Annotated in this window: 12 protein-coding genes; 1 reads left to right on the forward strand and 11 read right to left on the reverse strand. The window is 39.5% G+C overall.

Annotated features, from left to right (window positions below):
* Positions 1 to 2 precede the first annotated feature (2 nt).
* The 11 genes from dnaB to ppsA form a co-directional block, all read right to left on the reverse strand.
* The gene (dnaB, locus tag I7H67_RS18865; RefSeq protein ID WP_004791451.1) at positions 3 to 1,448 is read right to left on the reverse strand and encodes a replicative DNA helicase; all 1,446 of its coding nucleotides are present in this window, start codon (positions 1,446 to 1,448) and stop codon (positions 3 to 5) included.
* Positions 1,449 to 1,646: 198 nt separating this feature from the next.
* On the reverse strand, positions 1,647 to 2,093 hold the full coding sequence (gene rplI, locus I7H67_RS18870) for a 50S ribosomal protein L9 (RefSeq protein WP_004700828.1): 447 nt from the start codon (positions 2,091 to 2,093) through the stop codon (positions 1,647 to 1,649).
* Positions 2,094 to 2,101: 8 nt separating this feature from the next.
* Positions 2,102 to 2,329, reverse strand: a complete 228-nt coding sequence (gene rpsR / locus I7H67_RS18875) for a 30S ribosomal protein S18 (protein WP_004791454.1) — start codon at positions 2,327 to 2,329, stop codon at positions 2,102 to 2,104.
* 11 nt (positions 2,330 to 2,340) lie between these two features.
* Complete coding sequence (rpsF, locus tag I7H67_RS18880; protein WP_004791455.1) at positions 2,341 to 2,724, reverse strand: 30S ribosomal protein S6; 384 nt, start codon at positions 2,722 to 2,724, stop codon at positions 2,341 to 2,343.
* A gap of 184 nt (positions 2,725 to 2,908) precedes the next feature.
* Complete coding sequence (gene cyoE / locus I7H67_RS18885; protein ID WP_005306754.1) at positions 2,909 to 3,787, reverse strand: heme o synthase; 879 nt, start codon at positions 3,785 to 3,787, stop codon at positions 2,909 to 2,911.
* Positions 3,788 to 3,797: 10 nt separating this feature from the next.
* On the reverse strand, positions 3,798 to 4,127 hold the full coding sequence (locus I7H67_RS18890) for a cytochrome o ubiquinol oxidase subunit IV (RefSeq protein ID WP_004643325.1): 330 nt from the start codon (positions 4,125 to 4,127) through the stop codon (positions 3,798 to 3,800).
* Positions 4,127 to 4,747 carry a cytochrome o ubiquinol oxidase subunit III gene (gene cyoC, locus I7H67_RS18895; protein WP_005306751.1) on the reverse strand — a complete coding sequence of 207 codons (621 nt, stop codon included), beginning with the start codon at positions 4,745 to 4,747 and terminating at the stop codon, positions 4,127 to 4,129. Before cyoC ends, I7H67_RS18890 begins: the two co-directional genes overlap by 1 nt.
* A gap of 4 nt (positions 4,748 to 4,751) precedes the next feature.
* The gene (gene cyoB, locus I7H67_RS18900; RefSeq protein WP_004791462.1) at positions 4,752 to 6,743 is read right to left on the reverse strand and encodes a cytochrome o ubiquinol oxidase subunit I; all 1,992 of its coding nucleotides are present in this window, start codon (positions 6,741 to 6,743) and stop codon (positions 4,752 to 4,754) included.
* A gap of 3 nt (positions 6,744 to 6,746) precedes the next feature.
* Entirely contained in the window at positions 6,747 to 7,781 is a 1,035-nt protein-coding gene (gene cyoA / locus I7H67_RS18905; protein WP_004791463.1) for a ubiquinol oxidase subunit II, read from the reverse strand.
* Between the two features lie 316 nt (positions 7,782 to 8,097).
* Positions 8,098 to 8,853: an RDD family protein gene (locus I7H67_RS18910; RefSeq protein ID WP_198308575.1), complete on the reverse strand. Its 756-nt coding sequence runs from the start codon at positions 8,851 to 8,853 to the stop codon at positions 8,098 to 8,100.
* A 64-nt stretch (positions 8,854 to 8,917) separates the two neighbouring features.
* Positions 8,918 to 11,305: a phosphoenolpyruvate synthase gene (gene ppsA / locus I7H67_RS18915; protein WP_171056848.1), complete on the reverse strand. Its 2,388-nt coding sequence runs from the start codon at positions 11,303 to 11,305 to the stop codon at positions 8,918 to 8,920.
* Positions 11,306 to 11,452: 147 nt separating this feature from the next.
* Between ppsA and I7H67_RS18920 the strand changes: the two genes are divergently transcribed.
* Positions 11,453 to 12,289 (forward strand): pyruvate, water dikinase regulatory protein, encoded by an 837-nt coding sequence (locus I7H67_RS18920; protein ID WP_004791471.1) that lies wholly within the window; start codon positions 11,453 to 11,455, stop codon positions 12,287 to 12,289.
* Positions 12,290 to 12,438: the final 149 nt, after the last annotated feature.

Raw genomic sequence — 12,438 nt, forward strand, 5'->3', positions numbered from 1 at the left:
GTTTATTCTTCATCATCATATTGGCTGTAATACTCAGGAGAGAGATTACTAAATCGAGTATATTGACCTTCAAAGGCAAGTCGAACTGAACCAATTGGACCGTTACGTTGCTTACCAATAATAATTTCCGCAGTACCAGCTTCTTTCGACTCTTTGTTATAAACCTCATCACGGTAAATAAACATAATTAAGTCGGCATCCTGCTCGATCGCACCAGATTCACGTAAGTCGGACATTACTGGGCGTTTATTTGGACGGTTTTCCAGACTTCGGTTGAGCTGGGAAAGTGCGATAACTGGGCATTGCATTTCCTTTGCTAATGCTTTCAAGCTACGTGAAATTTCTGAAATCTCACCTACACGGTTATCACCCATGCCAGGAACTTTCATAAGCTGCAAGTAATCGACCATGATACAACCAATTTTGCCATCATGCATTTTGGCAACGCGTCGAGCACGGGCACGAAGTTCCGTTGGAGGTAGGGCAGATGAGTCATCAATATACAAATGCATTTGTTGAAGTTGTAAAATGGTACCAGTCACTTTGGTCCATTCATCTGCATCTAAGTTCCCCGAACGTAAATGTCCTTGGTGAACTTTACCCATTGCAGAAATAAGACGCATCGCAATCGAATCTGCTGGCATCTCCATAGAGAAAACCAGAGCGGGTAGCTTGTTATATTGCAAAACACTTTCAACCAAATTCATGGCAAAAGTAGTTTTACCCATCGATGGACGTGCAGCAACAATAATTAAGTCACCAGGCTGCATACCAGATGTTTTATTATCAAGTTCTAAGAAGCCTGTGGTTAAACCTGTAATATTGCCATCGAGTTTTGAGAGCTCATCAAGTTTACTAATTACATCGGCGGTAACAGAGCTAATAGATTTAGGACCTGCATCCTTTTTATTGTTATTGTGCTGTTCTGCTAAAGAGAAAATACTTGTTTCGGCCAAGTCTAGAATTTCGCTAACACCACGACCTTTTGTGTCATAAGCATTTTGTAAAATTTCAGTACTAACTTTAATCATGCTGCGAAGCGTAGAGAATTCTTTAATTTTACTGGCATACGTTTCTAAGTTATAGAAACTTGATGGTGAATCAGCCATAAGCTGCATTAAATATTCTTCGCCACCAATTGCATCGAGTAAATTTTGTTTTAAGAGCCAGTCACTTACTAATACAGCATCATAAGGAGAGTTTTCTTGTGCTAGTTTCTCAATGGCACGATAGATATATTTGTGACGTGTTGCATAAAAATCATTTTCTTTTAATAAGTCGCTGACTTGTTCAAAAGATTCGGCAACTGTCATTAAGGCTGCAAGAACAGCCTGTTCAATGGCTAAATTGTGTGGGGGAGTGCGAAACTCTTTAAGTTGGCCTGATTCACTCGTCTTATTTTCTGTTGGAGATGAAAGAGTTAAAGAAGTGGCATTCGCCTGAGACATAATTAGACCTGATGATAAAGAAAGATGTACGCAAATAGCCTGTAAGGCCGAGAACTATCTTAAAACAAAATGAAATAAACTACCTAATTAAAAAACCAATTAAACTAAAGAACTGATCAGGAATTAATATATCTTATTTTAAAAATAGGGCACATAAAAAAAGAGCATGCAGAAGCATGCTCTTTTTTTGATGAGAAATTACTCAGATACGATAGTAACGAGAACTTCTGCAACAACATCATGGTGCAATTGGATTGCGATGTTGAATTCACCAGTGTGACGAAGCGCGCCATTCGGTAAACGAACTTCTGCACGGTCAACTGTAAGACCAGCATTCGTTAAAGCGTCAGCGATGTCACGAGTACCGATAGAACCGAAGAGTTTACCTTCGTCACCAGCTTTAGCAGTGATAACGATGTTAACTTCATTCAATTGTTCAGCACGTGCTTGAGCAGCAGCTAAAATTTCAGCTTCTTGCTTTTCAAGTTCAGCGCGACGAGCTTCGAAAGCAGCAGTGTTAGCTTCAGTAGCTGCAACTGCTTTACCTTGAGGGATAAGGAAGTTACGGCCGTAACCAGCTTTAACTGATACTTTATCGCCTAATTTACCAAGGTTCTTAATGCGTTGTAATAAGATAACGTCCACAGATCACCTCACTTATGGTTGTCAGTGTACGGAATCAAAGACAAGTAGCGAGCTTGCTTGATAGCAAGAGCTAATTGACGTTGATAACGAGCTTTAGTACCAGTGATACGGCTAGGAACAATCTTGCCGTTTTCAGTGATGTACTGTTTTAAAGTATCGATATCTTTGTAGTCGATGTACACAACATTCTCAGCTGTAAAGCGGCAGAACTTGCGACGACGGTAAAAACGTGCCATTGATGTTCTCCTTATTCAGCGTCTTGAGCAACTTGCTGTGCTTCTTCACGTTGAGCTTTACGCGCACGCTTTTCTTCAGCACTTTTAGCAAGCAATGACTCTTCAGTGATTGCGTGTTCACGACGAATGATAAGGTTACGAATGATCGCGTCATTATAACGGAACAATTCTTCTAACTCATCAAGTGTAGTTTGACCACACTCAACATTCATAAGAATGTAGTGCGCTTTGTGAATTTTGTTAATTGGGTAAGCCAATTGACGACGGCCCCAATCTTCTAAACGGTGAATTTGACCTTCAGCTTCTTTGATCTGAGAGATATAGCGTTCAACCATACCTACAACTTGATCGCTTTGATCTGGGTGTACTAAAAGTACGATTTCGTAATGACGCATTGTCAGCTCCTTACGGTTTAAACAGCCCCTAATAAATAAAAAATTAGAAGCAAGGAGTCATAACTTGAAAGTTATGTCGCAAAATTTGCGAAGGCTGAATTATAAGTAAAAGTTCGACTAAAAACAAATCTTTTGATGAGAAAAGTAAAACTTCTTTAATATCGAGGAGGAAATCCTCCCTTATTTAAAAGAGAGGAAGATTTGGAGCAGGGGATTGATAGGTAAAGCTAAAGCTCAAACTTAACAGGGTAATTAATATGACCGAGTAAAGGAAAAAACGTTTAGCCCAAAGTTGGTCATTTTCAGCTTTAAAGCCAATAATTGATAAATAGAACCAATATGCTGTTAATGCATTAAAAGTTACTAGAAAAAATATATTGGTATAGCCAAAACAATATAAACCATTCAATACGGCTGCAAACAACACAATATAAATGACACACTCTACTTTCGTGCGATAAATAGAACGTGCAACAGGCAGAATGGGGATTCCCGCATTTTTGTAATCGTCAAAACGATAAATAGCAATTGCCCATGAATGTGGCATTTGCCATAGCGCGTAAGCTAAAAACAAAAGTAAAGCGGCTACATCAAAATGATGAGTTACTGCTGTATAACCAATAACAGGAGGGCTCGCTCCGGAAATACTACCAATGACGGTTTGATGGATTGAGGTGCGTTTTGTCCACAAACTATAAAAACCGACATAGACAACAAAACCAATCATTGCAAACAAGAAAGCGTAAGCATTTACACCGAACCACAAAATACTAAAACCGATAAGTCCAAGAACAAATGCATATATAAGTGCAACAGTAGGAGAGATGGTTTTTTTGACTAATGCACGGTTTTGCGTGCGCTGCATTTTTGTGTCGATGTCTTGGTCTATCACATTATTTACAACACAACCAGAAGCGACAACTAAAGTTGTTCCAAGTAAGGTGAGTAGTAATAATAAGATGTCTATAGAGCCTTGGGCGGCTAAGAAAAAGCCGCCCAAGGTGGTAATGAAATTACCGAAGAGAATTCCTGGTTTAGTCAGGAATAAATATTTTTTCAACATGACAATCAGTTTAGATCATCATATTGTAGTGAAGGTAATTCATAATCCACACAGAACCGATTAAAAGCACAGCGATACATAAGATTGTGTAGATGAATGCAATCATATTCCAGCGTTGTTCAGATGATGTATTCATGTGTAGGAAGTACACAAGTTGTACAAGAACCTGAGCAACAGCAGCGATAGCAATTACTGTAACTAAGATGCCACGACTGAAACCACCCGCCATCACCATCCCGAACGGGATGATGGTGAGGATAACAGAAAGGATAAATCCAACAGTGTATTGCTTAAAGTTACCGTGTGACGCACCTGCAGCATTATGGTCATGACTACTCATTAGAGAACTCCCAGTAAGTAAACGACGCTGAATACACAGATCCAAACGATGTCAAGGAAGTGCCAGAACAAGCTTAAGCAAGCTAGACGACGTGTATTCGGTAATGTCAAACCTTTAGTTTTGATTTGATACATCAATACCAACATCCACACTAAACCAGAAGTTACGTGGATACCGTGTGTACCAACCAAAGTAAAGAACGATGATAAGAATGCACTGTGAGTTGGACCATGACCTTCTTCTACAAGGTGATGGAACTCATAAAGCTCCATTCCAATGAACGTTGCACCAAAAAGGAATGTAATAAATAACCAAGTGATCACTTGATTTACATTCTTTTTATAAGATGCAAGTACAGCAAAACCGAAAGTTACCGATGAAATCAATAAGGCAAATGTTTCAGTTAACACGTAGCCTAACGAATCATGGAACAGGTCATATGCACTTGGAGTTCCTGGTGGAATATGACTGCTTAATACAGCGAACGCAATGAAGAGTGATCCGAAAAGAATCAAGTCACTCATCAAGTATGTCCAGAAACCAAAGACCGTTAAGTCAGTATCATCATGCTCATGATGACCATCGTGGCCGTGGTTGTCGTGATGAAGTACTTCAGCCATTTCCTTAGTCCTTCTTCAAGTGTTTTTCAAGTAAAGCATAGCGTTCGTTTTCAATACGCTCAACTTCAGCAGCAGGAACGTAGTAATCAACATTCTTAGTGAATGAGCTTACGATCAAGCTAACAACAGCTGAAACGAATGAAACAACAACGAGCCACCAAATATGCCAGATGAGTGCAAAGCCAAGAAGAGTAATGAACATTGCAATGACAAAACCAGCAGCACGATCAGTCGGCATGTGGATGTCTTCATATTTAGTGTTACGTGCGTATGCTACACCATTTTCTTTGTCAGTCCAGAAACGGTCAATACCGCTTGCATCTGGTTCATGCGCAAAGTTATAGAACGGAGCAGGGGAAGAAGTCGCCCATTCAAGCGTACGTGCATCCCATGGATCGCCTGTAAGGTCCATGTTGTCTTTGCGTTGTAAGAAACCAACAATGATTTGCATTAAGAAACATGCAATACCAATCGCAACGAGAACAGCACCAAATAATGCAATTGCAAGGTAAGGATCCCATTCTGGGTTGTCATATGTATTCAAACGACGAGTCATACCCATGAAACCAAGGATATAAAGTGGCATGAATGCAAAATAGAAACCGAAGAACCAGAACCAGAACGCAGCTTTACCCCATGCTTCATTGAGCTTCCAACCAAACATTTTTGGCCAGTAGTAAATGATGCCGGCAAACATACCAAACACCACACCACCGATAATTACGTTATGGAAGTGAGCGATCAAGAATAATGAGTTATGTACAAGGAAGTCCGCAGGTGGAACAGCCATAAGTACACCAGTTAAACCACCGATACCAAATGTAATAAGGAAGCCAAGCGTCCATAACATTGGAGTAGTAAAGGTGATGCGACCTTTATACATGGTGAATAACCAAGAGAAGATTTTCACACCAGTAGGAATCGCAATAACCATGGTCATGATACCGAAGAACGCGTTAACGTTCGCACCAGCACCCATGGTAAAGAAGTGGTGAAGCCATACAACGAACGCAAGAACTGTAATCGCGATAGTTGCATACACCATAGACTTGTAACCGAACAACGCTTTACGAGAGAAGGTTGCAACGATTTCTGAGTATAGACCAAATGCTGGTAATACTAAGATATATACTTCAGGGTGACCCCATGTCCAGATCAAGTTCACATAAAGCATTGGGCTACCGCCAAGCTCATTTGTGAAGAAATGGAAACCGAAGTAACGGTCTAGAGTTAACATTGCAAGTGTACCTGTTAATACAGGGAACGATGCAATGATTAATACAGCCGTACAAAGTGAAGTCCACGTAAAAATAGGCATGTCCATTAATTTCATGCCAGGTGCACGCATTTTGATGATGGTAACGAAGAAGTTAACACCAGATAAAAGCGTACCTAGACCAGAAACCTGAAGTGCCCAGATATAATAGTCAACACCTACACCAGGAGAATATTGAATGCCAGACAGAGGAGGGTAAGCCATCCAACCAGTCGCAGCAAATTCACCTAATACAAGTGAAAGCATCATCAAACCAGCAGCACCAGCGAATAACCAGAAGCTTAAAGAGTTCAATAATGGGAATGCAACGTCACGAGCACCAATCTGTAATGGTACAGAGATGTTCATCATACCAACAACAAGACCCATTGCTACAAAGAAGATCATGATTACACCGTGTGCGGTGAAGATCTGGTCGTAATGGTCTGGATGTAGATAACCTTCGCCGCCGCCTTTAGCGAGGAAAAGTTGTAGACGCATCATAATTGCATCGGCGAAACCACGCAAAAGCATGACCACAGATACAAGAATGTACATGATACCAATTTTTTTATGGTCTACCGTAATAAACCACTCATTCCACAAGTATCCCCATTTTTTGAAATAGGTGATACCGCCAAGCACAACAATTGCACCAAGTGCCATAAGGACCATGGTGACAAGCACGATTGGCTCTGTCGGGATAGAGTCCCAACCCAGTTTACCAAAAATCATATCCATGTCTTATTCCCCTTGAGCAGCGTGTTCAGCTGTTGCATGCGCAGCAGAGTGGTCAACACCATGATAGTTACTCATATAATGGTTGATAATTGTTTCAAACAATTGTGGTTCAACTGAAGAGTAATAAGTCACAGGGTGTGGCTTAGTCGGGAACGGTTTCATAGCTTCAGCTTTAGCAAGCGCTTCTTGATCACCAGCAGCTTTAGCACGATTTACTAAATGCTCGATCTGGTGCTTAGAACGGTCACCATCACGTAAGGTTGCTAATTCAGCTTGGTCAAGCGTAGTTTTTTGAACTGCTTCTGGGTTAATAGTAGAACCATTACCCGCTTTTACAGCTGCTACCCATTCGTTGAACTGTTGCTCTGTAACACTATGCGCCTTGAAACGCATTTGAGAGAAACCGTAACCTGAGTAGTTAGAAGAGAAACCACGATATACGCCAGTTTCATTTGCTAACAAATGAAGGTGAGTTTGCATACCTGCCATTGCATAAATCTGGCCGCCTAACTGTGGAATGAAGAAAGAGTTCATTGTAAAGTTAGAGGTGATTTTAAAGCTTAACGGAGTTTTTTCAGGGAAACGTACTTCGTTAACAGTTGCAATGTTTTGTTCAGGATAAATGAAGATCCACTTAAACTGTTCTGCAACAACTTGAATAGTTAAAGGAGCTTTATCTGATTCTAAAGGACGGTATGGGTCATACTTGTGGGAACCCCACCAAGTTAACCAAGCTAAAATACCAATAATAATGACAGGGATACCCCATACTACAACTTCAATTGTAGTTGAGTGTGCCCATGTAGGTTTATAGTCTGCATCTTTATTTGACGCGCGATATTTCCAACCAAACCATAATGCCATGATGATTGAAGGAATCACCACAAGTAACATTAAATAGATCGCAGTCATCATAAGGTCACTTTGACCTTGACCAACTGGACCTTTAGAGTTTAGAAGTACCATATCACCACCACACCCAGTCAAAAGTGCGGCAAGCGTTGATAAAGACAATACAGCTAAAATCGTTTGTCTCATTTTACAACCTCGGTGAAGAGTCCCATTCCCTAATTAAATATGGGATAGCGATTAAAGTGTCGCATGATTGAGAACGCTAATCCTTAAATTTAGACTTCTCAATTATATGACACCGCTACGTTGTAGGGCATTATGCCTCATATCGACAAACTAAGCTATACATAAAGTAGTCTGAAATAATTGTTTTAAAACCCGATTTTTTTTGTAGGGTATCGAATCAATATGAAGCTTTTATTTAAATATCAACTCTCTATAGAAAAAAGGAGGTGGGGTGCCTCCTTTTTTTTTAGACCTTAAATGAATGAGTCATTCACTATCATTTGATCACTTTTGTTCTTGCAATTTTGTCATGTAGCGCCTGTCTCTTTTGCCCTAATGCAAAAGCGTAGTCAATAATTGTACTAATAGGCATAAACAGCAAGTTAAGTATGATGAAAACAATACTTCTTAATAAGAAGATGCGAGTTAAATTAACTTTACCATTGCTCTCAGCATCTACGATTTTAATTCCAACAATTTTCTTACCTATACTTTGCCCATATTTTGTTAAAAGAAAGGCTTGAATTGCAAGCATGATTACGACGTAAGCAAGCATAGAATGCCAAGCTTCAATAGGAATTAAAGTAAAAAGTTGATGTTGTAGCTCGGCTGCTTTAGTTGACGCAACTTCAGCTGATTGCATTTGTTTTTGCAATTCAAATAATTGCTTATATTGAGATTCATTAAAGAAAAAAGAAGGAATCGCAGCTATAGGTAACCAAAGTAATAAATCAATAATTTTTGCCAAAGCTCGAGATTGAATAGAGGCAAGTTCGTGAATTTTAGGCTCTACACGAATTTGACGAATAGTTTCATTAGGTGAGCTACTGGTGTTTATAACAGGTGCAGAATAACCGATAGGTTGATATACAAGTTTACCTTGGGTTAATTCTCCTAAAGCTTTCCATTCTGTCATGCCTTCATGCCAAGCTAAATCAGTTAACAAAATTTGTTGGCTAGCCAACATTTGATTTACTTGCTCTAAGGTGTAGGGCCCAGCTTGTTGATTATTACGTGCCAAGTAAATTTGCATAAATAAAAATTCTCTATTCTAAAGATGAAAAAAGACCCACGGATGGGCCTTTTTTTATAACATATTAGATTTGCTTGATTTTTTCTTCAGCAAGGAAGAACCATGTATCTAAAACTGAGTCTGGATTAAGAGAGACAGACTCAATACCTTGTTCCATTAACCATTTTGCAAGATCTGGATGGTCTGAAGGACCTTGACCACAGATACCTACATATTTACCTGCTTTACGGCAGGCATGGATTGCCATTGAAAGAAGGGCTTTAACTGCTGCATCACGTTCATCAAATAGGTGTGAAACAATGCCAGAGTCACGGTCAAGACCGAGCGTTAACTGAGTTAAGTCATTCGAACCAATAGAGAAGCCATCAAAATGCTCTAGGAACTGTTCAGCTAACAAAGCGTTAGTTGGTAATTCACACATCATGATTACTTTTAAGCCGTTCTCACCGCGTCTCAAACCATTTTGTGCAAGTAACTCAATAACACGTTTTGCTTCAGATACAGTACGTACAAAAGGAATCATGATTTGAATATTGGTTAAACCCATTTCATCACGAGCTTTTTTAAGTGCACGGCATTCTAATTCGAAACAGTCACGGAAGTTATCAGATACATAACGGCTTGCACCACGGAAACCGAGCATCGGGTTTTCTTCTTCAGGCTCGTATAATTTACCGCCAATCAAGTTTGCATATTCATTTGATTTGAAGTCAGACATACGAACGATAACTGGCTTGTCACCGAATGCAGCAGCAAGGGTCGCAATACCTTCAACCAATTTTTCAACATAGAAATCTACTGGTGAAGCATAACCCGCAGTACGAGTTAGAACCGCAGCACGAGTTTCACGCGGTAGACTATCAATGTTGAGTAGGGCTTTAGGATGCACGCCGATCATACGGTTAATAATGAACTCAAGACGAGCAAGACCAATACCTTCATTTGGAATTTGAGCAAAGTCAAACGCGCGGTCAGGGTTACCTACGTTCATCATAATTTTGAACGATAGCTTAGGCATAGATTCAATTGAGTTACGTTGAACTTCGAAATCTAAAGCACCTTCATAAATGAAGCCAGTGTCACCCTCAGCACAAGAAACAGTTACTTCTTGTCCATCAGTCAATACTTCTGTTGCGTTACCACAGCCGACAATAGCAGGTACACCAAGTTCACGTGCAATAATTGCCGCGTGACATGTACGACCACCGCGGTTAGTAATAATTGCCGCAGCACGTTTCATTACCGGTTCCCAATCAGGATCGGTCATATCTGATACAAGAACGTCGCCTTCTTGAACTTTGTCCATTTCTTTAATTGAATTAATGATGCGGACTTTACCAGAACCAATACGTTGACCAATTGAACGGCCTTCACAAAGAACAGTACCTCTTTGTTTAAGAAGGTAACGCTCCATTGTGCCTACATTTTGACGGCTTTTTACTGTTTCAGGGCGAGCTTGAACAATGTAAATTTGACCATCATCGCCATCTTTCGCCCATTCGATATCCATTGGCGCACCGTAGTGCTGCTCAATAATAAGCGCTTGTTTAGCTAGCTCTTGTAACTCATGATCATTTAAAGCAAATTGTTGGCGCTCTTGTTTCTCAACATCAACAACGACAACTGATTTACCAGCAGAACCTTCTTCACCATAAATCATTTTCTGGTGTTTTGAACCAAGGTTACGGCGTAAAACTGAATGTCTACCAGCATTTAATAATGGTTTAGATAAGTAAAATTCGTCTGGGTTAACGGCACCCTGTACAACCATTTCACCTAAACCATAAGATGCTGTAATAAATACAACGTCGCGGAAACCAGACTCAGTATCAAGTGTAAACATTACACCCGCAGCACCAGTTTCAGAACGAACCATACGTTGAACGCCTGCAGAAAGTGCAACGACGTCATGGTCAAAACCTTGGTGTACACGATAAGAAATCGCACGGTCATTATATAAAGAAGCGAATACTTCTTTAATCGCAATAAGAACGTTATCAATACCGCGAATATTCAAGAAAGTTTCTTGCTGACCTGCGAATGAAGCATCTGGTAAATCTTCAGCAGTTGCAGATGAACGAACGGCAACCGCGATTTCAGGGTTGCCGTTAGAAAGTGTTGTAAAAGCGGCGCGAATTTCTTGTTCTAGGTTTGCAGTGAGTGGAGTCTCTACAATCCATTGACGAATTTTAGCACCTGTTTCAGCAAGGGCATTTACATCATCAACATTGAGTTGAGCAAGTTCTGCTTGAATTCGAGCGTTAAGACCGCTTTGATCTAAGAACTCACGATAGGCATCAGCAGTAGTTGCAAAACCGCCAGGTACCGATACACCAGCATTTGATAAATGGCTGATCATTTCACCCAAAGATGAGTTTTTCCCACCTACGAGTTCGACATCGTGTTTCCCTAATTTTTCTAGACCGATTACGCGCGCTTCCAAAGTTTTCACTCCACTTTTGCAGTATTAATGTCTATCTTGGCATGAAATTATAAAAATAAAGTGCTTAGTTGAGAATTATACTAAGCGACAGTCATGTAAGATCAGTTTACTATAAAGATTATATAGCACTAAGACAAATGTTTAAGGAGAATTTTAATGTCAGAAAGTAAACAGTTTAGACGGAGCGTTTTTTTTATTTCTGATGGAACTGCAATTACTGCCGAGACTCTTGGACATTCGTTATTAGCACAATTTCCCAATGTTGATTTTGATATTCATATCATGCCGTATATTACAACTGAAGAGGCGGCAATGGATGTTGTGATTGAAATTAATAGATGTCAAACCAAAGATGGTTGCCTACCTTTAGTCTTTGATACTTTAGTTGATCCACACGTACGAGAAATCATTAATACTGCTAAAGCAGTTAATCTTGATGTATTTGAAGGTTTAATCAGCAAATTGGAACAAGAGTTAGGTACGCCTCCTACGACATTAGTTGGGCAGACACATGCCGTAACCGATTCTGAATCTTATAAAGCTCGTATTGATGCTGTTCATTTTGCGCTTGATAATGATGACGGAGCGCGTACTCGTCATTATGATAAAGCGGATTTAATCTTAATTGGCGTTTCTCGTTCGGGTAAAACACCAACTTCTATTTACTTATCTCTTCAATTTGGTATCCGTGTTGCAAACTATCCTTTAACTGAAGAAGATTTGGATGATAACCGTTTGCCGGCAGTACTAAGACCACATCGCAGTAAATTGTTTGGTTTAATGATTGATGCTGAGCGATTAGTTGCGATTCGTAGTGAACGTAAAGCGAATAGTCGTTATGCAAGTTTTAGCCAATGCCAAATGGAACTCAGAGCAATTGAAGGAATCTATATTTCAGAAGGGATTAAATATTTAAATGTGACTGAAATGTCGATTGAAGAAATTTCAACGCGCGTTTTACAAATGACAGGATTAAAACGTCGTATTGGTTAATTTAATCAAATCTTTATTTTAACCATTCAAATTTTTTATATTAATTTATAGATAATTTGAATGGTTTTAAATATAAAACATGAGAAAAATAAAAGTTTTAAATATAAAACAAAAAGTTATTAAAACGTTTTTATTAGTTATCAGCCTGT

It is taken from the genome of Acinetobacter sp. ACIN00229, assembly GCF_016106645.1.
GTDB classification, from domain to species: domain Bacteria; phylum Pseudomonadota; class Gammaproteobacteria; order Pseudomonadales; family Moraxellaceae; genus Acinetobacter; species Acinetobacter oleivorans.

Coding starts and splice junctions, on each gene's coding strand:
- dnaB (WP_004791451.1), bottom strand. CDS start 1,448: ATGTCTCAGGCGAATGCCACTTCTTTAACTCTTTCATCTCCAACAGAA.
- rpsR (WP_004791454.1), bottom strand. CDS start 2,329: ATGGCACGTTTTTACCGTCGTCGCAAGTTCTGCCGCTTTACAGCTGAG.
- rpsF (WP_004791455.1), bottom strand. CDS start 2,724: ATGCGTCATTACGAAATCGTACTTTTAGTACACCCAGATCAAAGCGAT.
- cyoE (WP_005306754.1), bottom strand. CDS start 3,787: ATGTTGAAAAAATATTTATTCCTGACTAAACCAGGAATTCTCTTCGGT.
- I7H67_RS18890 (WP_004643325.1), bottom strand. CDS start 4,127: ATGAGTAGTCATGACCATAATGCTGCAGGTGCGTCACACGGTAACTTT.
- cyoC (WP_005306751.1), bottom strand. CDS start 4,747: ATGGCTGAAGTACTTCATCACGACAACCACGGCCACGATGGTCATCAT.
- cyoB (WP_004791462.1), bottom strand. CDS start 6,743: ATGGATATGATTTTTGGTAAACTGGGTTGGGACTCTATCCCGACAGAG.
- cyoA (WP_004791463.1), bottom strand. CDS start 7,781: ATGAGACAAACGATTTTAGCTGTATTGTCTTTATCAACGCTTGCCGCA.
- I7H67_RS18910 (WP_198308575.1), bottom strand. CDS start 8,853: ATGCAAATTTACTTGGCACGTAATAATCAACAAGCTGGGCCCTACACC.
- I7H67_RS18920 (WP_004791471.1), top strand. CDS start 11,453: ATGTCAGAAAGTAAACAGTTTAGACGGAGCGTTTTTTTTATTTCTGAT.